Source organism: Mycolicibacterium parafortuitum, assembly GCF_010725485.1.
Classification (GTDB): Bacteria; Actinomycetota; Actinomycetes; order Mycobacteriales; family Mycobacteriaceae; genus Mycobacterium.
In genome coordinates this window covers 4,202,457-4,224,780 of record NZ_AP022598.1, presented here as the reverse complement: position 1 = coordinate 4,224,780, position 22,324 = coordinate 4,202,457, and the positions used below count along the sequence as shown (strand labels likewise).

General features: G+C 66.9%; 19 protein-coding genes. 8 read left to right on the top strand and 11 right to left on the bottom strand.

Annotated elements, in window-relative coordinates; translation table 11 throughout:
* Nucleotides 1-147 precede the first annotated feature (147 nt).
* From NTM_RS20100 to NTM_RS20080, 5 genes are all read left to right on the top strand, one after another.
* Nucleotides 148-1,347, top strand: a complete 1,200-nt coding sequence (locus tag NTM_RS20100) for a PE-PPE domain-containing protein (protein ID WP_337781399.1) — start codon at nucleotides 148-150, stop codon at nucleotides 1,345-1,347.
* Between the two features lie 167 nt (nucleotides 1,348-1,514).
* The gene (locus NTM_RS20095; protein WP_163767317.1) at nucleotides 1,515-2,996 is read left to right on the top strand and encodes a flavin-containing monooxygenase; all 1,482 of its coding nucleotides are present in this window, start codon (nucleotides 1,515-1,517) and stop codon (nucleotides 2,994-2,996) included.
* Nucleotides 2,997-3,056: 60 nt separating this feature from the next.
* Nucleotides 3,057-3,713, top strand: a complete 657-nt coding sequence (locus NTM_RS20090) for a cutinase family protein (RefSeq protein ID WP_163767315.1) — start codon at nucleotides 3,057-3,059, stop codon at nucleotides 3,711-3,713.
* Nucleotides 3,714-3,917: 204 nt separating this feature from the next.
* Nucleotides 3,918-5,180, top strand: coding sequence for a PE-PPE domain-containing protein (locus tag NTM_RS20085; RefSeq protein WP_163767313.1), 1,263 nt, complete (start codon nucleotides 3,918-3,920; stop codon nucleotides 5,178-5,180).
* Nucleotides 5,181-5,232: 52 nt separating this feature from the next.
* Nucleotides 5,233-6,060, top strand: coding sequence for a class I SAM-dependent methyltransferase (locus tag NTM_RS20080; protein ID WP_232079774.1), 828 nt, complete (start codon nucleotides 5,233-5,235; stop codon nucleotides 6,058-6,060).
* On the opposite strand, the gene NTM_RS20075 is transcribed toward NTM_RS20080, so the two are convergent.
* From NTM_RS20075 to NTM_RS20060, 4 genes are all read right to left on the bottom strand, one after another.
* Nucleotides 6,057-7,418, bottom strand: coding sequence for a cytochrome P450 (locus NTM_RS20075; RefSeq protein WP_163767309.1), 1,362 nt, complete (start codon nucleotides 7,416-7,418; stop codon nucleotides 6,057-6,059). The two genes, NTM_RS20080 and NTM_RS20075, sit on opposite strands and share 4 nt — an antisense overlap.
* Before the next feature lie 46 nt (nucleotides 7,419-7,464).
* The gene (locus tag NTM_RS20070; protein WP_104861243.1) at nucleotides 7,465-8,949 is read right to left on the bottom strand and encodes a flavin-containing monooxygenase; all 1,485 of its coding nucleotides are present in this window, start codon (nucleotides 8,947-8,949) and stop codon (nucleotides 7,465-7,467) included.
* Between the two features lie 34 nt (nucleotides 8,950-8,983).
* Nucleotides 8,984-11,362 carry a PE-PPE domain-containing protein gene (locus NTM_RS20065; RefSeq protein WP_163767307.1) on the bottom strand — a complete coding sequence of 793 codons (2,379 nt, stop codon included), beginning with the start codon at nucleotides 11,360-11,362 and terminating at the stop codon, nucleotides 8,984-8,986.
* 505 nt (nucleotides 11,363-11,867) lie between these two features.
* Complete coding sequence (locus tag NTM_RS20060) at nucleotides 11,868-12,665, bottom strand: alpha/beta hydrolase (RefSeq protein ID WP_163767306.1); 798 nt, start codon at nucleotides 12,663-12,665, stop codon at nucleotides 11,868-11,870.
* 108 nt (nucleotides 12,666-12,773) lie between these two features.
* Between NTM_RS20060 and NTM_RS20055 the strand changes: the two genes are divergently transcribed.
* On the top strand, nucleotides 12,774-13,946 hold the full coding sequence (locus NTM_RS20055; RefSeq protein ID WP_104861246.1) for an LLM class flavin-dependent oxidoreductase: 1,173 nt from the start codon (nucleotides 12,774-12,776) through the stop codon (nucleotides 13,944-13,946).
* Nucleotides 13,947-14,331: 385 nt separating this feature from the next.
* Nucleotides 14,332-15,564 (top strand): hypothetical protein, encoded by a 1,233-nt coding sequence (locus tag NTM_RS20050; protein ID WP_232079773.1) that lies wholly within the window; start codon nucleotides 14,332-14,334, stop codon nucleotides 15,562-15,564.
* Here NTM_RS20050 and NTM_RS20045 read toward each other — a convergent pair.
* From NTM_RS20045 to NTM_RS20035, 3 genes are read right to left on the bottom strand one after another with little or no spacing between them, the layout of a single operon-like run.
* Nucleotides 15,561-16,265 carry a nitroreductase family protein gene (locus tag NTM_RS20045; protein WP_163767304.1) on the bottom strand — a complete coding sequence of 235 codons (705 nt, stop codon included), beginning with the start codon at nucleotides 16,263-16,265 and terminating at the stop codon, nucleotides 15,561-15,563. The genes NTM_RS20050 and NTM_RS20045 overlap by 4 nt on opposite strands.
* Complete coding sequence (locus NTM_RS20040) at nucleotides 16,258-16,764, bottom strand: DUF2505 domain-containing protein (protein WP_163767301.1); 507 nt, start codon at nucleotides 16,762-16,764, stop codon at nucleotides 16,258-16,260. Before NTM_RS20040 ends, NTM_RS20045 begins: the two co-directional genes overlap by 8 nt.
* Before the next feature lie 12 nt (nucleotides 16,765-16,776).
* Entirely contained in the window at nucleotides 16,777-17,430 is a 654-nt protein-coding gene (locus tag NTM_RS20035) for a flavodoxin family protein (protein WP_163767299.1), read from the bottom strand.
* Nucleotides 17,431-17,525: 95 nt separating this feature from the next.
* On the opposite strand from NTM_RS20035, the gene NTM_RS20030 reads away from it, so the two are divergent.
* Nucleotides 17,526-18,356, top strand: coding sequence for a class I SAM-dependent methyltransferase (locus NTM_RS20030; protein WP_104861249.1), 831 nt, complete (start codon nucleotides 17,526-17,528; stop codon nucleotides 18,354-18,356).
* On the opposite strand, the gene NTM_RS20025 is transcribed toward NTM_RS20030, so the two are convergent.
* The 4 genes from NTM_RS20025 to NTM_RS20010 are packed head-to-tail and all read right to left on the bottom strand — an operon-like array spanning nucleotide 18,349 to nucleotide 22,318.
* Entirely contained in the window at nucleotides 18,349-19,605 is a 1,257-nt protein-coding gene (locus tag NTM_RS20025; protein WP_163767297.1) for a phthiocerol/phthiodiolone dimycocerosyl transferase, read from the bottom strand. The two genes, NTM_RS20030 and NTM_RS20025, sit on opposite strands and share 8 nt — an antisense overlap.
* A 21-nt stretch (nucleotides 19,606-19,626) precedes the next feature.
* Nucleotides 19,627-20,472: an ABC transporter permease gene (locus NTM_RS20020; protein ID WP_163767295.1), complete on the bottom strand. Its 846-nt coding sequence runs from the start codon at nucleotides 20,470-20,472 to the stop codon at nucleotides 19,627-19,629.
* Nucleotides 20,469-21,317 (bottom strand): ABC transporter permease, encoded by an 849-nt coding sequence (locus NTM_RS20015; protein ID WP_163767293.1) that lies wholly within the window; start codon nucleotides 21,315-21,317, stop codon nucleotides 20,469-20,471. Before NTM_RS20015 ends, NTM_RS20020 begins: the two co-directional genes overlap by 4 nt.
* Nucleotides 21,314-22,318, bottom strand: coding sequence for an efflux ABC transporter ATPase subunit, DrrA-related (locus tag NTM_RS20010; protein WP_104861253.1), 1,005 nt, complete (start codon nucleotides 22,316-22,318; stop codon nucleotides 21,314-21,316). Before NTM_RS20010 ends, NTM_RS20015 begins: the two co-directional genes overlap by 4 nt.
* Nucleotides 22,319-22,324 lie beyond the last annotated feature (6 nt).

The following is a 22,324-nucleotide window of genomic DNA, read 5'->3' as shown; positions in this document are numbered from 1 at the left end:
CTGTGCGGACGCCGATGGGCGAGCAATATGCTCATCTCGCGCCGGAGATGGCGCATCGCTTCACTGCTACCAATCGGGGAGATCAGAATGCGCAGAAGCTTTCGAAAAGCGGGAGTCGCCTGCGGTGCGGTCTTTGCTTCGGCGACGGTGGCACTGTCCGCCGCGACCGGCGCGCAGGCCGTCAACACAGCGGTCGCCGTCGGCGGGCTCGGTACGCCCGACATGCACGAGATCGTCATCTCACCACTGCTCGGCGGCAAGCTCGCCCGCGAGAACGACGTGCTCGACGGCGTGGAGTGGCCGGCCCAGGCCGGGCCGTACACCGGCCGCAACGATATGACCCTCGGCCAGTCGATCACTGCCGGAATCATCAGTCTCGACGCGCATTTCGACGCCGCGATGCTCGCCGCCAACAGGCCGGGCGACGTGGTGACGGTCGTCGGCTTCTCGGCCGGCTCCCTGGTCGTCAACGACTGGATGCGGACCCTGATCAACGATCCCGACGCTCCGGACAAGGACGAGGTCAAATTCATCCTGGTCGCCGATTCGAGCCGGCAGAAGCTCCTCAAGGACTCGCAGTACAACCCGCGCTACGACTACACCTATCTGCCCGCGCCGCAGACCATCTACGACATCGACGTCGTCACCGGCGAGTACGACGGCGCCGCAGACCTGCCGGACCGGTGGTGGAACTTCCTGGCACTGGCCAACGCCGTCGCCGGCGGCATCTTCGTGCACGTGCCGATGATGTTGCAGGACTACGAGGCGGTGACGCCCGAGGAGAACATCACCCGGGTGACCAACGATCTCGGCGGCACCACGACCACCTATCTGGTGCCGACGAAGAAGCTGCCACTGGTTCAGCTGCTGCCGTTCCTGGCTCCCCGTGAGGCCGAGTTGAAGGCCATGATCGACAAGGGCTACAGCCGCAACGACAACCGCACCACCACTGCCGGGGCTTCGAGCGCAGCCGCGCTGGCCGCCCCCGCGGTCGTGCAGGAGTCGGTCGCCGACGAGGACGACGCCGCGACGGCCGAGAAGGCCAGCGCCGAGACCGACACCGACACCGCCGATGCGCCGAAGAAGCGCACCAGCGCCAAGCCTGCGGTGAGCGACGACGATTCCGATTCCGATGCCGACGCGGCGAAGGACACGGCCAAGGCCGACGCGGACACGGACACGGCCAAGGCCGACAAGGCCGACACGGTGCGCAAGGCCGGGAAGTCCGGCAAGAAGGACGGCGACGACGACGGCGCCAAGGGCTCGACGAGCTCGGCGGACACCGACTCGTCAGCAGGATCGTCGTCGCAAGGATCTGGGTCGTCTGACTCCGGCTCCTCGGAGTAACCTCCCCGGACTCGAGGTCCCTGACGAAGGACGCCCGCCCGGAGCCCCGGCATCACGCCGGGGCTTCGTGGTGTGTCCGATGATATTGACGGAAACGTGACATTTTAGCCGACGCAGCCCCGGCTTCGTTGGCTGATGATTGATTTGCTGTGAGGTAGCGTTGACACATGTTTGATCCGCAGTACGACGTCATCGTCGTCGGAGCTGGGTTTGGCGGAATGGGGGCCGCGATCCAGTTGAAGAAGATGGGTTACGAGAACATCCTCATCGTTGATCGGGAGGATGATCTGGGTGGGACGTGGCACGTCAACCACTACCCGGGCCTGGCGGTAGACATTCCGTCCCCCACCTATTCGTACTGGTTCGAACCGAATCCGCACTGGTCACGGCTGTATGCGCCCGGGACCGAACTGAAGAAGTACGCCGACCACGTCGCCGACAAATACGACGTCCGCAGACACATGCGGTTCAACTGCGCCGTCGACGGCGCGCGGTGGGACGACGACACCGAGACCTGGCAGGTCGCGCTGGCCGGCGGGGAGACTCTGACCTCCCGATTCCTGATCACCGCGACCGGGTATCTGTCGCAGCCGCGCAAGCCCGACATCCCCGGTATCGAAGATTTCGCCGGCCGGATCGTGCACAGCATGGACTGGGACGACAGCTATTCGCCCGCCGGTGACCGCATCGGCCTGATCGGGACCGGGGCCACCGCGGTGCAGCTGATCCCCCAGCTGATGAAGGATGCCGCCGAGCTCACGGTGTACCAGCGCACGCCGATCCACGTGGTGCCGAAGGTCGATTTCCCGATCCCGCCATGGCTGCGCCGGGTGTTCGCCCGGGTTCCGCTGCTGCAGCGCGCATTCCGCGCCGGCAGCGATGTGGGCCTGGAGACGATGATGATCCTGTCGGTGCTGAACTTCAAATACTTCCGGCAGCTCAACACCGTCGCCGACCTGACGTCGCGCGCGCTGCGGTTCGTCTCGATCCGGGACAAGGAACTGCGCGCCAAGCTCACGCCGCATTACGAGTTCGGATGTAAGCGCCCGACCTACTCGAATTCCTACTACCGCGCGTTCACCAAGCCGCACGTGCATCTTCAGGCGTCGGGCATCGACCACGTCGAACCGGACGGCATCGTCGCGTGCGACGGCACGAAGACCCAGATCGACACTCTGGTGCTGTGCACCGGGTTCGATCTGTGGGAGGCGAACATCCCCGCGATCGAGGTGATCGGCCGCGACGCCCGCAATCTCGGGAAGTGGTGGCGCGACAACGGCTTCCAGGCCTACCAGGGCGTCTCGATTCCCGCGTTCCCGAACTTCCTGAGCCTGGCCGGACCCTATGCCTCCAGCGGCCTGTCGTACTTCGCCACCGTGGAGTACCAGATGCGCCATATGGACCGGTTGTTCGGGGAGTTGAAGCGACGCAACGCGACGACCTTCGAGGTGACCCCCGAGGCCAACGCCGAGTTCCGGGAGCGGATGTCGAAGCTGCTGGGCAAAACGGTGTTCGGGCTCGGCGACTGCGCGGGGTCGCGGTCGTACTACTTCAGCCCCAGCGGTGAGACCCTGGTGCGGCCCGCCTCGACGAACCAGACCAACCGGGAGAACGACAGCTTTCCGCTGACCGACTATACGTTCGCCTGAAAACCCCAGCTCAACAATGGTTTCGGCGATCCACTCACAGCAATGTGTCAGCATGGATTCATGCGGTTGAGGTGGATGTCCGGAGCGGCGGTGCTGGCGATGGTGGCAAGCCTGCAGGCGGTGATCGGGATACCCACGGCGGCCGCACAGCCCTGCCCTGACGTCGAGGTGATCTTCGCCCGCGGCACCGGGGCGCCCGCGGGACTCGGCTGGCTGGGCAATGCGTTCGTCGACTCGTTGCGCGGCAAACTGCCGGGACGCACGGTCGGCGCGTACGGCGTCAACTATCCGGCGAGTTTCGACTTCGACGTGTCGGCACCGTTGGGCGCCGCGGATGCGACCGGCCGGGTGCAGTGGATGGCCGACAACTGCCCTGACACCAAACTGGTACTCGGCGGGAACTCCCAGGGGGCGGGAGTGATCGATCTGATCACCGTCGACCCCAAGCCGCTCGGCCGGTTCACCCCCACCCCGCTGCCGGCCCATCTGGCCGATCGGATCGCGGCGGTCGCGGTGTTCGGAAATCCGTTGCGCAACATCGCCGGTGGGGGTCCGCTGCCCGCGGTCAGCGGCGTGTACGGGCCCAGGACGATCGACCTGTGCGGCCTCGACGACCCGTTCTGCTCGTCCGGCCTCAATTTCCCGGCGCACTTCTCGTACATCAAGAACGGGATGGTCGACGAAGCGGCCAACTTCGTCGCGGACCGACTCCGGTAGGCGGCTGCCGCCCAGCGTCGCCGCGTGGCAAACATAGCTAACCAAGTGGCGGGTGAAGTTCACAGCCTTCGCACAGCCTGCCGAGTTTGTGAATATTCCGTAATCACAAATCGGAAAAGGGTCGATGTTTGGAGTGTGACGGCGGGGGGAAGACGCGTACCCTGATGTGGTCAGCAAATGCTGCGGGGCTTATGAGGGGGATGTATGGGAACTCGACATCGAGCCGGGACACGCAAGCGGCGCCGCAGCGCATCGGGGATTGCCGCCGCGCTGGCCGTTCCGCTGGTCGCACTTCCGGTCGGTATGGCTGATGCGTCGGCAGCAGCGACGCAAGAACATTCGGCCACATACGAGTACTTCCCCACCGAACCGACCCGCGTCCTGACGCTGAGCCTGCTCCCCGGCGGCAACGACGACGATCTGCAGGGCGTGATGTGCGAGTCGCCTCGCACCTGCAAGAACGTGGTGTATTCGCGCGCCTCCACACCGTCCGCGGTCGCGGTGCTCGACACGGTGCTGCGTGACGGCACCGACGGCAAACAGATCGTGTTCGCCTACAGCCAGGGCGCCCGGGTCGCCGCGGCGTGGATGCGTGAGCACGGCGCGACGGAGGGCGTCCCGGGGCCGGAGAACCTCAGCTTCGTCCTGATGGGGAACCCCGCCCGCAAGTACAACGGGTCAGACAAGCTCCGGGGCAGCGATGTCTTCCCCGACCTCGGCTATCGCATCATCGACGTGTCCCAGGAATACGATATGGCCTCGGACTTCCCGGACGATACGACGAATCTGCTGGCGATGCTGAACTCGACGGCCGCCTTCTTCCTCACCCATCAGGACTACGAACCCGTCGACATCTACGACCCGGCCAACTATGTGTGGACCGAGGGAGACATCACCTACGTCTTCGTTCCGACCAAAACCCTGCCGCTGCTGCAGCCGCTGCGCTGGTTCGGGCTCGGTTTCGTCGCCGACATGCTCAACCCGTCACTCAAGGAGATCGTCGACCGCGCCTACGATCGCTCGTATCTGCCGGCACAGCCGGGGCTTCCGGCCGCCCCGGACCCCGAACCGGAGGGGCCGCAGCAGGACTCGGCACGCGCTGAGGCCACGCTGGTGCAGTCGACCGCCGCCCGCACCGAACCCGTCCGCGGCAAGAGCGTCCGAGCACTCGAGCCCGCCGCGGTGGAGGCCGACGACGAGGTCGTGGATGTGGTTACCGAAGATGTGGTCGACAGCGACGGTCTGGTCGACAGCGATGATGTGGTGGTCGACGACGTGATCGACGGCGATGATGTGGTGATCGACGAGGACGAGGCCGCTGAGGACGCCGACGTGGCGGACGAGGCCGACACCGCCACCGACACCGGAACTGACACCGACACCGCCACAGAGTCAGACGCCGACGCCGACGCCACCTCCGCGAAACCTGTCGACACCGGCGACAGCAGCACCGGAGGCGACGAATAGTCGCTTGCGGCTGCGTTTTCCGCAGCCAGGGCTGATGTGCTTGGGTGGTCCCATGGACGTCAGCGGCCTCGCCCCGATCGAACAGACCGCACTGCTCACCGAGTACTGCCGTGCTCTCGATTCCCGGGCGGCGCGTCCGATCCTGGGCGATCCGCTCGCCGACGCGACCGTGCGCCAGATCGACCATGACTTCACCACGCTGGGCGCCACACCCAGCGTGGTGGCGTTGGTCGCGCTGCGCGCCAAGATGCTCGACGAGCGGATCCGCGCGTTCGTCTCGGCCCACCCCGATGCGGTGGTCGTCGACCTCGGCGCGGGGCTGAGCAGTGCGGTGTTCCGGGTGGATCCGCCGACGTCGGTCGACTGGTTCAGCGTCGACCTGCCCGCGGTCGTCGCACTGCGCGCCGCCGTGGTGCCGTCCCACGAGTGCGCCCGGTCCATCGCGGCCAGTGTGTTGCGCCCGGACTGGACGGCCGATATCCCGGCCGAGCGGCCCGCGTTCGTGTTCGCCGACGGCCTGTTCGCGTTCCTCGACGAGGACGCGGTCATCGGCATCCTCACCCGGATCACCGACCATTTCGCGTTTGGTGTGGTCGCGTTCAACGACTACGGGCCGGTCGGCAAGGCCAACCAGTTCATCGGGCGGGTCACCACTTCACGAAACGCGAGTTCACCGCACCGCCAGTGGAACTTTCCGGGCTTCAAGGACGCCCGACAGCCGCAGAGCTGGAATCCCCGCCTGCGGCTGATCGACGAGTCCAGCGCCATGCACCGCCCCGAGACGGCGCTGTTCCCGGCCGGGCTGCGGTTGGCGAGCAAGCTCTCGCGCCGGGTGCCGCCCATCGCCCGCAAGGCACGCGTGCTGCAGTACCGCTTCTAACGCGACGATTCGCCCGCCGACACTGTGTCCGCGGGAGCGGTTCTGGCGCGCCGGCGTACGACGGCGCGGCCACCGCGGCCCGGGGTCACCGTCACGCCTCGGCTGTGGGGTTTCTCGTCCGGCTCGGTCGTGGGCTCGAGCCGGAACTCCCGCAGCATCGTGCGCAGCACGACCTCCATCTCCATGGTCGCGAACGACGCACCGATACAGCGCATCATGCCGCCGCCGAACGGAATCCATGCGAACGGGTTGGGCGGGTTGCCGATGAAGCGGTCCGGGTCGAAGCGCTCCGGGTCCGGGAAGCTCTGCTCGGCGTCCATCGCGAGCTGGGTGCTGGCCATGATGGTGTCCCCTTCGGGAATCACCCACTCCCCCAAGCGGATCCGTGTCCGTGCGCGGCGCAGGGCGGCGGTCAGCACCGGACGGGTGCGCTGCGATTCGGCGATGGTCGCCGTCATCAGCTCCTTACCGCCCTCGTCGACCTCCGCCGACAGCCGCTCCAACAGGTCCGGATGTCTGCGAATGCGCTCGATCGTCCACGCCAACTGCGTCGAGGTGGTCTCGTGCCCGGCCACCAGCATCGTCAGCAGCTCGTCGATGATGAACGGATCCGGGATCGGCTCTCCGTTGTCGTACCGGGCCTGCAACAGCAGCGACAGCACGTCGCCGCGCTCGGCGAAGTCCGGGTCCGACCGCGCATCGTCGATCAGCTGCTTGCAGATCTCGTCCATCCGGCGGCGGTACCGGGAGAACTTCCCACCGGGGCTCCACGCGCCGAAGTCCTTGCGCACCACCGACGGCAGCAGCGCGATCTTGGAACCGAATTCGACCGCGGCCGGGATCACCACCCGCAGCTCGTCGAGCTCGTCCCCCTTGGCGCCGAAGACCGCACGCAGGATGGTGTTGAGCGTGATCCGCATCATCGGCTCGAGCGTCTCGAACTCGACGCCTTCGGGCCACGACTGCATCTCGCGGATCACCTCTTGTTCGGTGATGTCCTCGTACGCGCGCATGTTCTTGCCGTTGAACGGCGGGAGCAGCAACCGGCGGCGGGCCAGCAGCTCGTCACCTTCGAGGTTGAAGATGGACCCGGGGCCGAGGACGTCGCCACCCAGGTTGTTCTGCGGACGCCCGACCAACTCGCGGCTGGTGCTGAACAGGTCCTTGACCAGCACGGGGTCGCTGATCACCACGGTCTCGCCGAAGACCGGCAGCTGCAGCGTGAACGTCGGTCCGTAACGCCTCCCCAGCGCGGCGACCGAGCCGTACCGGAAGGCCAGCACAGCGCCGCCCTGAATCAGCTTCGGTATCCGCGGGCCCGGCGGCAGCCGCACGGGATCGGTTGTGGCGGTTGCCATGTCGTCACCCCTTGGTGTTCGGTGTTGTTGTCGAGATGTCTACCGGTCAGGCGATGGCGTAATCGCTGAGCGGGAACGTCGCCTGCTCCTTGACCGCCTGCCGGATCGACTGCGGACGGAACAGCGGCGCCTCACCCGAACTGTTGAACCAGTACGAGCGGGAGTTCGCGCAGTTACCCAGCCGGAACACCGAATCGTCCAGCAGTGTCTCCATCTTCTGCAGGAACGCGGCGTTGGCCTCCTCGGTCACCTCGAAGGTGTCGGCACCGCGGCGTTGAAGCTCCCCGAAGAGGCGGTTCATGTGCCTCATCTGGTATTCGACGGTGTCGAACCACGACATCCCGACCCACGCGTACGGGCTGGCCTGGGTGATCAGGTTCGGGAACAGTGGCACGGTCAGACCTTCGTAGGCCTGGAACTTGTTCTCCCGCCACCACTTACCGAGATCACGGCCCTCGCGCCCGATCACCGGGATGGCCGGCAGGTTGGACTCCCACACGTCGAAACCGGTGGCCAGCACCAAGGTGTCGATGACGCGCTTGGTGCCGTCTTTGGCGACGATGCCGTCGGGTTCGATGCGTTCGATGCCTGCGGTTTCCAGGTGCACGTGCGGCTTGTTGAACGTGCGGTAGTACGTGTTCGACAGCGTCGGGCGCTTGCAGCCGAAGTCGTAGCCCGGTGTGAGCTGCCGACGCAGACGCCTGTCCCGGATCGCCAGGAACCGGTGCAGCGCACCGATCTTGGCCGCGGCGGTGTTGACCGGACGGAACTGGCGGAACTTCCACATCGCGATCGTCACCATGACGTCCATGAACGCGTCGCTGGACATCCGCAGGAACTGTTGGGTGGCAGGGAATTTCGCGAACAGCCGCTGGGCGGCGGGCCCGAACGGGAAGTCCAGCTTCGGCATCACCCAGATCGGGGTGCGCTGATAGACCGTCAGCTCCGAGACATCCTCGGCGAGCTTGGGGATCAGCTGCACGCCGGTGGAACCGGTACCGATGATCGCGGCGTTACGCCCCTTCAGCGAGTAGTTGTAGTCCCAGTCCTGCGCGTGCAGCACCGTGCCCGCGAAATCCTCGATGCCTGGGATGTCCGGCTTCTTCGGCTGACACAGGTATCCGGTGGCCAGGATCAGGAACTGGGTGCGCAGCGTCTCACCGGTGACCAGTGACACCAGCCAGTGCCGGGTCTCCTCGTCCCACCGCGCACCTTCGACGGTGGTGTTGAACCGCATGTACCGGCGCAGGTCGTACTTGTCCGCGACGTGGTCGGCGTAGGTCTTCAGCTCCGAACCGGGGGCATACAGGCGCGACCAGTACGGATTCGGTTCAAACCAGTACGAATACGTGGTGGACGGGACGTCAACCGTCAGTCCTGGATAACGGTTGACGTGCCACGTACCCCCGAGATCGTCCTCGCGATCGAGGATGGCGATCTTCTGATAACCCAACCGATTGAGTTGGATAGCGGCGCCCATCCCGCCGAACCCTGCACCGACGATGATGGCGTCAAACTGCTCCGTACTCACGTGGCGATACTACGGCCTTCTCAGTGGGCCCTTCTCAGTCGTCGCTGCCGCCGCTGCCCGAGCCTCCGCCGCTGCCCTTGCTACCAGCCCCGACGCCCGATGCGGACTTGTTGCTGTCCTTCGCGGAGCTCGTGGACTCAGACTTGGACTCGGTCTTGGACTCAGACTTCGCGTCGGTCTTGGCGTCGGTCTTGGAATCAGACGTGGCGTCGGCCTTGTCGGCCTTGTCGGCCTTGTCGCTCGCGGACTCCGTGCTCTGCCGCGAAGACTTCGAGGGCTTGCCGGACTTGGCCGGCTTGGTGGCCGCCTCATCGTCGGTGCCGGTGCTGTCGTCGCTGCCGGTGGTGTCGTCGCCGGCCGCGGGGGTCTCGGCGGTACCGTCCGCCGGAGCCTCGGCGGGGGTCTTGTCGAACTTGTCGATCAAGTCCTTGACCGCCGCCTCGATGACGTTCGGCTTCGTCGCCGTCTGCTCTTCGCCGGTCTGCTCTTCGCCGGCTTCGTTGCCGGTGGTCGCCGCGTCGCTGTCGACAGCTGCCTTGGCGGACAGCGGGCTGAACAGTGAGGTGTTGTCCTCGGTCGAGTCTTCGGCTTCGTCGCCTGAGGTGGTGTCGTCGGCTTCTGCGGAGTCCTCGGTGGCCTGGGTGCCGCGCAGGACGTCCAGTCCGGCCTTCTTCTCCCACTCCGGGTCCTCGACGTCGGTGACACCCGGGACGTCGGGACCGATGTATTTACCGGTCTCGGCGTCATACAGGTCCTTGACCGACGGCGGGATGTAAGCGCCCGGGTAGATGTCCCTGCCGACCTTCCAGTCGGCGGGCATGAACGGGTCGACCTTGTTGCACTGCGGGCACAGCAGCGGGGCCAGCGGCCGCGCCAGGTAGGCGAACGGCGTCATCTTCGGATTCCAGACGTAGCTCTTGGGCACGAACGGATTCCAGGTGGTGTTCAGGCCGTCGGCCAGATTCTTGAAGGCCTCGAGCTGGTCCTGCAGGGTGGGGGTCTTGATGCCCTCCGGACGCGAGATCAGGTGGTCCCAGAATCCCTTGGACTCGCCGAACGGCTCGGGGTTGACCGTCTCGCCGTACCACTCGACCCGGTCGCCGGTCAGGCCGAGCTCCTGGCCCCAGTACGCTTCGACGTCGCTGACGGGGTTGTACTCGGGGGTGATCGGGCTGGTGAAGGTGAAGCCGCCCGGCGCGTAGAAGTCCCACAGCTGGACCTTGAACATCTGGTCGAGGATGGCCTGCGGGTCGTCGCACGGCGGGAACCCGGTGCAGCCGGCGTTCATCGGGAGGTTGGCGCGCGCCCACCAGTCGGCGGTCTCGCCGAGCGGGGTCGAGATCGACGGGATCGCGACGAGGAAGTCGACGAACGCCCGGGTCATCTCCGGGTTCGCGGGATCCCAGCCCAGCACGTTGGTGGGCGTGTAGACCCACCAACTACCACTGGCGCGCATCGCGTTGGCGAAGCGATTGGTGCCCGCCACTGCGTAGTACGGCATGTTCGCGACGGTTTCCAGCAGGTTGATGGGCGCGTAGAAGATGCTCTTGTCGCGGCCCAACGGCGGAGTCGTGACACGGTCGTCGCGGTTGTACCCCTGCTCGATGAGGTACTGCAGCGGCCCGGTCAGCTCGTCGGCCAGATCGTTGAGTCCGAGCCAGCGCAGCGGCTCGACCAGCGGGAGGGTCTTGGCGGGGACGAAGACGTACTCGATGCCGTCCTCGGTCCACTTGCTGTTGGCCGGGTCGTCGATGTCGACGTCGGAGTAGCCCTTGCCGAGGTGGTTGGTGAAGAAGCCCATCGTGGCGTTCAGCGTGGCCAGCACGTTGAAGGTGTTGGTGGGCATGTCGACGGTCGGGTCGTACTGCTGGGCGACGTCGATCACGCGGTACGGGCTGGTGGGCCACTTCTGTCCCCACACGGTGCCCGAACCGCCGTACTTACGGCCCGGGTTGCCGATGACGATGAACGTGAGGTTCTCCGGCGCCGGGTAGGCCTCGGGATCCTCGAGGTGCTTCTCCAGCCACTGCGAGGCCACGACGGCCCCCTCGCTGAAGCCGAAGATGGTGGTCTCTTCGCCGGGGTTTCCGGCCAGCTCCCGGCGCAGCGCCTCCACGCCGAGACCGAAGTAGCCGGGACCGGTCCAGATCGGCGCGTACTCGAGGGCGTAGCACGGGGTTCCGCCGCTGCCGCCGCAGATGGTGCCCTGCAGCTGCTCGCCCATGTTGAGCGCGTCGGGCGTCGGGTTGATCGTGACGACCCGGGCCGAGAGGGTGACCTGCTCACTGACCTGCTTGGTGGCGACAGCCGCGCCGGCCATCGGGGCCGGAGGCGCGACGGGGGTGAGCGCGATCACGCTCGACCCGACAATGGCAAGGCCCGTCGTCACGTACGGGCGAAGCGCTGAATGCATGTCCCAACCTTCCAGGTCGTTGCAATGTGATGACAATCCGATCACGGCAAAGGTGTGCGGAGATTATCACATACCTGAGCGCGCAAGGAATTGCTGGAGAGAATTTACGGCCACTCTATAAACGTGGAGAGAAAACCGTTGCCGACGCCTCGGAGGCGAACTTCCCCGGGTCCGGAAACCCGGCAAAGACGCTGGCATGGAACGTTTCCAGCGGAGCGTCAACAGGCCTCGGCAATTGCGCTATTGAATTGTAAATGGACCATACAGTGCGGTTATGACTGCCCGAAGGGGCTTCTGGTTAATTTGTAGCAAATCAATCCGCAGGCATGGTTACCACGCCGTAACCTGTGGGGCCACGACTGGGCGCACGAGACGGCTCGCGCACCTTCCAGCAACATCGCTCAAGATCGGGAAAGCGTTACACCCGGTTTTGCTAGCCGCGTCAATTAGCTCGCGGTGGGGACTCCGGCTGAGTCACAGAAGTCGCACCGACATCACGGCGCGGTCACAGACTGCGGTCCGCGAGCCAGGAATCGATGTGTGTTGCGACGGCCTCCCAGCCGGGTTCGAGCATCATGTTGTGGCCCATGCCGGGGAAGATCTTCGGTTCGGTGCGATAGGCCCGAGCGGTGGCGCGCACTTCGTCCGGCGTCACCGCCATCCGGTCCTCCAGCGCGCCCAGGACCAGGATCGGGGTCCGCACTCGGCTCGGCCGCGGCAGGGCGGTGACCCCGTCGCGGCCCGAACGCGCACTCTCCTCTTGCAGGCGTGCGGCGCAGGCGGCGACGATCGCGTCCGGCGTGTGCGCGCTGAAGAAGCGTTCCCTCGTGGCCGCCACGGAGCTGACGTAGGCGAGCGACTCGCCGGAGGCCGACGATTTCAGGAACTGCCACGGATGCCTGCGGAACCAGCGCAGGCCGGAGGCCAGGTAACCGCGCGGCGGTGCGGACGCCATCAGCACCGCGGCGGGGGCGTCGCGACCCTCCAGATACTTCTGCACCACGAAGCCGCCCATCGAGTGCCCGACCACCACCGGCGCGGACGGGAGATCGGCGGCCACCGCGGCGACGTCGTCGACGTAGTCGGCGATGGACAGCGACCTCAGCGGTTTGTCGGTCGGGCTGCCGCCGTGGCCGCGGAAGCTCAGCGCCAGCGCGCGGTAGCCGCGGTCGGCGAAGAAACCCAGAAAATTCTCCTCCCAGCACCACGCCGCGTGCCACGCGCCGTGCACGAACAACAGCGGTACCGGGTGGGCGTCGGTGGTGCTTCCCCTGTCGATCACCTCGAGGCGCACAGATGCCATGGGTGAGTACAGACCTCTTCGATCGGGGACGGGAGTCGGACTTCCCGCAACCTACCACCGGCCCGCGCGACGAAGCGCGGTCGCGCGGCGGTAGTACGGTCGCTAACCATGACGTCCCGACCGCGATCTGCCGGCTCCCAGTTCCGTTTCGGACTGCTCGACGGCATCGTGAACACCCGGATCTCCCCGACACTGCTGCCGTCGGCCGCGATGACCACAGCCGCCGCGACCGGAGCCGACTCGTTCTGGGTGGGCGATCACATCAACTCGCTGGTGCCTCGCTCGCTGGCGACCCCCGAACACCTCGGCCTGGCCGCCAAGCTCGTGCCGAAGGTCGACGCGATCCTGGAACCCTGGACCATGCTGGGTCATCTGTCGGCCCGCAACCGCATGCGGCGCTTGCGTTTCGGAGTCGGTGTGACCGATGCCAGCCGCAGGCACCCGGCGGTGACGGCCCAGGCCGCCGCGACGCTGCACCTGCTCACGCGCGGCCGGGCCATCCTCGGAATCGGCGTCGGCGAGCGCGAGGGCAACGAACCCTACGGCGTGGAGTGGACCAAACCGGTCGCCAGGTTCGTCGAGGCGCTGGCGACCATCCGCGCACTGTGGGAATCCGGCGGTGCGCCGGTGACCCGGGAGTCGGACTACTTCCCCCTGCGTCACGCCGTATTCGATCTGCCGCCGTACAAGGGTCGGTGGCCGGAGATCTGGGTCGCCGCGCACGGGCCCCGGATGCTGCGGGCGACCGGGCGGTACGCCGACGGCTGGGTGCCGTTCGTGATCTCCCGTCCGGCCGACTACGCGAAGGCGCTCGACGCGGTGCGCACCGCGGCCTCGGACAACGGCCGCGATCCGATGGCGATCGTGCCCGCGGTCAACCGGACGGTCGTGACCGGCCGCACGCGCGACGACGTCGACGAAGCCCTGGACTCGGTGATCGTCAAATCGGTCGCGCTGGCCGCACCGGCCGAGGCGTGGGCGCGCCACGGCGTCGAACATCCACTCGGCGCGGACTTCTCCGGTGTGCAGGATCTGGTTCCTCAGATGATCGACGCGGAATCCGCGCTGGCCTACACCTCCAGCGTGCCGGCCTCACTGATGAAGGAGATCTGCTTCCAGGGCACCGCCGACGAGGTGCTCGACCAGGTCGCCGAGTGGCGTGACCACGGTCTGCGGTATCTGCTCGTGATCAACGGCAGCCAGCTCAACCCGAAGGTGCGCAAGGGCGCGGCCGCCACCCTCCCGTACACCAAGGTGCTGCGCGGCCTCCGCAAGCTCTGAGGGCACCGCTCCCCCGTGTGTGTTTGCCGGACATGAACCGGCCCTGACGGTGTCGGCCGGTCGCGGACGGTGACCGCGGACGACGCCCCGGCGATCGCGGGGCAGGTAAGTTCACGCCGATTCTCGCCGGTGGCGCGCGGATGCAGGGCCCTGACAACATATTTCGCACCTGCGTTAATAAAACTCGGCTGCAGGAGATGCGGCCCCCGACTCGGCGAATTCACGCGTACTGTTCACAGGCAGTTCCCAGTAAGCGGTGGCATGCCCGGCGGCCGCCGCCTCGGCGGCGAATCGCGGTTGTTTGCCGAAGGGTGGGGTCGGGCCGGATATCCGGAGGTATGGTCAGTCGACCATCACTGATCTGTCGGGGAGAAGTTGGGGTGTCATGCGAGTAGCCGTCAAACCGGTCGTGACGACAGGCGTGGCGTTGGTGGGAGCCAGCGTCATCGCCGTGACTCCGGTAACTCCGTCGGAGCCGGTGGCGCGCGCCGTCGAATCCGACGTCAACCTGTCCGCCTCGTCGGTGGCCTACATCCCGGTCAACATGGTGCAGCAGGCCCTCAGCGCGCCCGCCAACATGGTCGCCGCCGTGGACCGGCTGGCCACCGCGCTGGCTGTCAGCGGCAGTTGGAACGAGAACCAGCCCAACAACCAGTGGGGCTGGGACGAGGCCAACCCGGCGATGCTGATGGAGCTGATCAACGTCCTGATCCCGTTCCCGGCGTTCTCCGAGCCGTGGGGCAGGCACCTGAACTGGTGGGCGACGGCGAATCTGCCGATGCACGAGGGCTGCAACTTCGACTGCCCCGATCTGCCGGGCATGCTCGGCAAGATGTTCAAGGTGCCGATGAGCGCCTTCTACAGCGAGGAGGGCTATACCTTCCCGGAGGTGCGGACCCCGGTCAACGGTGTCGAGACACCGTGGTCGCGGCAGACGGTCAAGCTCGACCCTGCCGAGCCCATCCGGTCGGTGTGGGACTCGCTGACCGCCGAACCCAGCGGCGTCAAGACCACCACGCTGTGGGAGGCTGTCACCGCGTTCGCGAATCTCGGTGCGGCACTGCAGATCACCGGCCACGTCCCGGACTGGCTCGCGGTGCGCGAGATCGAGCGGTTCGTCAAGTACTTCCTGCGCCCGCCCGCCCAGGAGCAGGTCACCGAAGTTCCGGACGAGACCGACTCCCCCGCCGAGGCGAGCGAACCGGAACTGACGCTGGTCTCCACCGCGACCGTCCCCGCCGACGACGACCTCGTTTCGCTGACCGCCGAGACCGAGTCGGCCGAATCCACGTCCACGTCGGTGGTCGACAACGCGACCGAGGCGCTGAAACGGAAGTTCGCGCTCGCCAACGACGCTGAGCCCGTGGATGACTCAGACGCCGTGCACGCCGAATCCGGTGCCGATGACGAGGCCCCGTCGACATCGGCGGGCGGTAAGCACCGCAAGCCGAGCAGCGAGTCGCGGAAGGGTTCGGCCACCGACGACGCCACGTCGGACATCGAGTCCGATACCAAGGGCGACGACAAGAACTCCGACACCAAGGACTCTGACACCAGAGACTCTGACAGCGACAAGACCTCTGCCGGCAGCGCGAAATCCGGCAGCGGCGAAAGCTAGCCGGTGCCCATCCAGGGCCGGTTGCCGTAGGTGTTCAGATGCATCACCTCGGTGACCGGCCTGCGGGTGGTCGGGCCGTAGCGGCCCCGCGGCCAGCCCAGCGGAACCACGCAGCACGGGGTGACCGACATCGGTAACCCGAGGGTCCTGCGCGTGGAGGTCACGCTCCACAGCGGAAGCGTGATCAGCGACGCGCCCAGCCCCATCGCGCGCGCGGCCAGCAGCAGATTCTGCACGCTCGGATAGATCGAACCGAAGAAGCCCGACAGCGCCGCGTGCGGCATCGGCACGAACGGGATGCGGCCGTCCTTGGCGCCCAGCTTCAGGCACGCCACGATCAGCACCGGAACCTCGGTGAAGTGGTCGACCTGCCACTGCACGGCCTTGGCGGTCTTGGCCATCGACGGATCTTTCTTCGACACCCGCCGGATCACCGTGTGGTAGTACAGGTTCCACGCTTGGCGGTAGCGCTTGGCGAGCTTCTTCTTCGTCTCGTAGTCCTTGATGACGATGAATTCCCAGTTCTGGCCGTTGGCGCCGGTCGGCGCGTGCAGCGCCACCTCCAGGCACTTCTTGATGATCTCGTCGTCGATCGGATCGGGATACACCCGGCGCACCGCGCGCTGGGTCATCATCGCGTCGACCAGCGGCATCTCAAGGCGCGCAAGTGCTTCCGAGGTGGACGGAACGGGTTCAGCCATGGGTTGCAATCCAATCCGAGGTGAAGCGTGTCAGTTGCGGGATCTCGGCGACGATCTGATCGCAGATCGCCTTTTCGACCTTGCCACCGACCAGCGGGATCTTGACCTCGATCGTGCCGGTGAACGTCAGCCGGGATCCGTCGGGCCGCGGCTGCAGCACCGCGTTGCCGACGCCGTCGCCCGGCACTCCGGACGCGTCGATGGTCACCGTGCCGGCGACCTCGCCGTCACCGCTGCGCCGCCAGGTCTCCGACCGCACGAGCGTCAGGCTGCCGCGGAACACCTTGGTCAGCGGGCCGGGCAGCAGATCATTGCGCAGATCCTGGGTGGTGGAGACCACCACGCCGCCGTCCGCGTCGACCTCCAGGGTGTCCAATGTGGTCGCACCGCCGCCGAACTCGGCGATCCGGTCATGCCAGTAGCCCTCGTCGCCGAACGCGGCGAGGATCTGTTCGACACCGGCGGGCGAGTCGGCGTGCACGTCAAAGGGTCTCGGCACGGAGGCGCGTCCTCACTTCCCGTCGAACAACCGGTCGGCGAGCCGGCCCGCGAAGGCCCGGGCCTGGTCCACCTGTGCGGCACTGATGTTCGTGGGCGGGATCTTCACGCCGAGGTAGCGGTCCCGGTACTCCCCCGACCCCAGATAGCTGGCCAGCGACAGCAGCGAGGGCAGCTGACCGCCCGGGTATTCGAAGTGGATGCTGTCGACGAACCTGCCGCCCTGCTTGTCGGCAAGTTCGCGCACCGCCTCCAGGTTCCCCCGCCAGAGGCGGCGGCACACCGCGACCACCGCGTACGGCGTGCCGTCGAGCAGCGGCCCGGCCTCCTTCGATACCAGGAAGGAGCGCAACGGCATGCTGACGGTGTCCCACCACGTCGGTGAGCCGAACAGCACCAGGTCGTAGTCGCCGGCACGCACCGCGTCGGGGGTGCGGATCTCCCCTGTCTCACCGCGGCCCTGCGCCTTGAACACGCTGAACATGTCCGGCCACACCCGGCGCATCGGGAACCGGGTGAACGGCTCGGAGTACTGCGGGTCGACGAACTCGATCGGCGCGAGCGTCACCTCGCAGCCGCGCTCGCGCAGCACGTCGGCGGCGGCGTCGAGAACCTTCTGGGTCTGGCCGGTGTAGGAGTAGTACACCAACAGCACCTTCGCGCTCATCGTTGCCTCCTGCTCGCGCAAGCTGAATTCACGTCCGCTCCTTCCTGGATGAGGCCAATTGTTGCCTGGCAGCGTTTCCGCATAGCCTCTCTGGCATGACCGACAAGGTTTCCATCGATCTGACCGGGCCCGCCCAGACGATGCTGACGACCCTCTATCTGAAAGCGCTGGACGCCGACTTCCCGCGTCCCGTGCTCGGTGACCAGTTTGCCAAAGAGGCGATCGAGCGCATCGACTACGACTGGGACGACCTCGGCGTCAGCGGTAAATGGGCACCGCTGGTCACTGTCCGTACCGCACAGTACGACATCTGGGCCAAGCAGTTCATCGCCGCGCACGGCGCCTGCACCGTCATCCACCTGGGCTGCGGGCTCGACCCCCGGGTGTTCCGGGTCGACCCCGGCCCCGACGTGCAGTGGTACGACGTCGACTTCCCCGGGGTCATCGAACTGCGTGAGCAGGTCTACCCGTCGCGGCCGAACTATCATTTGCTGCCCACCCCGGCCACCGAGCTGTCCTGGCTGGACCAGATTCCGACCGGGAAGCCCGTGCTGTTCCTCGCCGAGGGCATCAGCATGTACCTGACCGAGGACGAGGGCGTGGCGTTGCTGCGCCGGGTGGTCGAGCGGTTCGGCACCGGCGAACTGCAGATCGATTTCTACAACTGGGTCGGCATCCGCTCCCAGAAGACCCAGACGCTGGTCCGCAAGACCGGCTCCAAGCTGTACTGGGCGGTCAACAGCCCCGACGACATCCTGTCCAAGGTGCCCGGCACCCGGCTGCTGGCCTCGGCGACGCTGTTCGACGCGGGTACGGCGTCGCGGGTGACCAAGCCGTGGCGAGCACTGGGCCGCGCGGTGCGGGTGCTGCCCCCGGTGCGCAACGCGCTGCAGTACCACCGCTACGGGTTCGGGCCCGTCAGCTGACACGAACAGCGGCCTGCCGGGCTGCGATACCCTCCAGCAGCGTCTCGATCGCCTGGACGGATTTCTCGGGCTCCGGTCCGTGTGAGTGGTACTCGATCATCAGCCGGCCGGCGAAGATCTTGCTGGTGTAGATCTCGATACCGGCGCCGACGGCGAAGTACAGCTCGCCGTGGCTGGCGGCCAGCTCCATCTCCGGGGGCATCCGCATCGGCGGCACGATCCCGTTGTCGGTGAACATCACCACGTCCGGCAGCCCCGGCGGGTTCCCCACGTACTGCGGGCTGAAGTGCAGGAAGCTCTGCTGGATCACTCCCTCGGCGATGTCCTTCTTGAACGTGTCGTTGATGTCGCGGGCCAGATCGACGACGTCGGTGTCGGCTGAGATCTCGGCCAGATAGGTCGCGATACCGACGGGGTTGGTGGCCTCGGTCGCCGACACCGGCGGCGACAGCAGATAACGCAGGTCGACCGGATACACGTACGGCACCGGGATGTTCGGGGTCTGCCGCAACTGCCACTCCGCCATCAGGATGGCCCCGGACAGCAGGCTGTTGAGCCCCAGCTTGTTGGCCCGGCAGAACGCGATGATGTTCTCGGTCTGCTCCTCGGAGAGCTTGCAGAACTCCATCGGCACCCGTTGCGGGAACACCGGATTCGACTCGGCCGGGGCGCGGCGCGACGGCGGCACGTCGTAGGCGAACATCGCCGCGAGCAGCCGCTCCAGCCCCGAGCGCGGCTTCTTCTCCACCGCGCGGTCGGACAGGATCTGCTCCAGCGACACCGGCACCGGGGCCGGCTGCACCGGACGCGCGGTACCCGTCGTGACGAGATCGGTGTAGGTCGAGAACAGCTCCTCGACGAGGCTGAACTGGTGGTGCCCGTCGGCGAGGCTGTGGTGGATGTAGAGCGTCAGATGGGTCTCGTCATCGCGGCGGGTCAGCCGCAGATGTGTCAGCGCCGCGGTCTGGTCGAACAGCAGCGGCGGCGCCTCGGCGTCGCCGGTCAACTCCACGACCTCAAGTCCCTGATGCATCAGGTCGTCGAGCACGATCTCCCACTTACCGTCCGGATCCTGCTCCAGGTGACCGTTGAGCACCGGGTGGGCCTGCACCAGCGCGTCGAACGCCTCGGACAGTGCGTCGACGTCGATGGTGCCGTGCACGTGGGCGGCGAGCCCGACGAAGTTCTGCGTTTCGGCGAACATCTCCTCGCTGCGCGCGAGCTTGCGGATGCCCGAGGACGGAAACATGCGTTGAGACTCCCTGGTTGATCAGCCGCGCTTGCTGGCCCTGCGGTATCCGATCGCCAGGGGTACGGCGCACACGGCAGCGATGCCCGCCGCCCACAGCACCGAGAACAACACGGGTTCGGCGATCGGACCTTCAAGGGACAAGCCCTTCATCGCCTCGATCGTAGTGCTGACGGGCTGGTGCTCGACGAAGGGCTGCAGCCATTCCGGGTATTGGTCGAGCGGGACGAACCCGATCGAGAAGAACATCAGGATCGCGATCAGGATCTCGGTGGCCTGGGGCGCGATCGTGCTCGACGAGAACAATGCGAGGGTCAGCACCGCCGCCGACAGCGTCACACCGAACAGCGCGGGCATGAACACCCACGCGATCGCCCCCAGCGGTCCCTGCTCGAACCGGAACCCCAGCGCCAGCCCCACGCACATCACCACCAGCGTGATGACGACGATCCGGACGAAGTCGGCGAGTAGGCGGGCCAGCAGCCCGGCCGCGCGGTGCACCGGCACCACCCACAGCCGCGACAGCAGTCCGGCCTCACGTTCGCGCATGATGCCGACCGCGCCGATGATCGAGCCGGTCATACCGCCGACCAGGGCCACCAACGGCACCTGGCCGTACAGTCCGCTGTGCCCGGTCACCTGCTCGATCACGTCGCCGAGCACGATGTCGAGCGCGATCAGGAAGACCGCGGGCATCACCATCGACTGCACCAGCGTGGCCGGGTCGCGGCTCCACCGCCGCAGGATGCGCGCGGTCAGCACCGCGACCTGGGGCACCAGCTGCCGCGGGGAGTTCTCCCACACGTCAGCGCGGCGATGTTTGCCGCCGCCGCGATACGGCGACACCGGCGAGGACTCCACGGTCACGAGTTACGCCTCCTGGTCACCCAGATGTGCAGCGCGAGCGCGATCACGATGCACACCACCGCCCACGCCAACGCGGGCCCGAGCACCGACCAGGTGGCCTCCGGCGCGTTCCCGGTGCTGTCACCGGCGAACGCCTGCAGGCCGTACACCCACTGCGACAGCGGCTGGTTGCGGACGAAGCCCTGGATCCAGTCGGGGAATCGCTCGGCCGGCTGCAGACCGACCGACGCGAGCCCGAGCGTCAGCTGCGGGATCAGCATCATCGGGGCCGTGGCCTCCGGGTTCTGCGTCGCGACGCCGATCAGGTCGCCGATGATGGCCAGCGCCGCGCCGATCAACAGGGCCAGCCCGACGAAGCCCAGGATGCCGACCACCCCGTTGTCGAACCGGAAACCGATGACGTGGCCGCACCCGATCGAGACCGCAAGCGCGATGCAGCAGCGGTACATGCTGGCCGTCATCCGGGACGCCAGCGGCATCACGGCCGGGACCGGCATCGCGCGGAACCGCCGGTTGATCCCGTCGACGGAGTCCGTCGCCGAGCGGAACGCCGCCGAGATCGCGGCGAACCAGACCGCCTGCAACACGATCAACGGGGTCAGGTACTGCGCGTAGCTGCTCAGCGGCTGCACCGCGCCCATCATCTGTTTGAGCGGCAGGTAGTAACCGATCGTGAACACGACGGAGCCGACGATCTGGGTCGCGAGCTCGCCGTTGCGCAGCGTCGGGATGATCATCCGGAGCGTCAGCACCCACCACTGCTGGATGGTCGACACCGGCGGGCGGGCGGCGTGCGGGATGGCCACCGAACGAGACGGTGCCGGGGCCGCGAGCTGATCGGTCACGCGTACGCGTCCGCGGCCACGCGCGAGCCCGGGGACTCCTCTTTCGGGGCCGGGTGATCGCCGGTCAGCGCCAGGAACACCTCGTCCAGCGACGGCCTGCGCAGCGCGATGTCACTGAGCTCGATGTGCGCCTCACTGAGCAGGTGAAGTGCCTGCATCAGCGTGTTCGGGCCGTCGGGGGCCGGCATCGAGATGCGGTCCGACGAGTCGGTGATCGCGTCGCGGTGCGCGTCCGGCAGCAGCGGGCCGAGCACCCGCGCGACCTCACGCAGCTGACCGAGCTGGCGCGGCACGATCTCGCAGTAGGTGCCGCCGGTGCGTTCCTTGAGCTGATCGGCGGTGCCCTCGGCGATCACCGTGCCCTTGTCGATCACGATGATGCGGTCGCTGAGCAGATCCGCCTCTTCGAGGTACTGGGTGGTCAGCAGCGTGGCGATGCCGGCTTCCTTGAAATCGGTGACCAGCTCCCAGATCGCCTGCCTGCTGCGCGGGTCCAGCCCGGTGGTCGGCTCGTCGAGGAAAACCACCTCCGGGCGCACCACCAGCCCGCACGCGATGTCGATGCGGCGCTTCATACCGCCGGAGTAGTTGCCCACCGGACGGTCCCCCGCATGCACCAGGTCGAACTGCTCGAGCAGTTCCTGGGCGCGCTGTTTGGCGACCTTCTTCTTGAGGCCCTGCAGTCTGCCGAACATCAGCAGGTTCTCGCGGCCGGTCAGCAGGTCGTCGAGCGCGGCGTGCTGGCCGGTCAGCATCAGCGCGCGGCGCACCCCCGCCGGGTCGCTGACCACGTCGTGGCCGGCGATCAGCGCGCGTCCGGCGTCCGGTTTGATCAGCGTCGACAGGATGTTGACCGTCGTCGTCTTGCCCGCGCCGTTGGGTCCGAGCAGGCCCAGGACCTCGCCGCGTTCCACCTCGAAGCTGACATCGCGCAGGGCGGTCACCGTACCGAAGGATTTCTTGATCCCCGACACGACGACCGCTTTGTCGGTGCTGGACATGAGTTC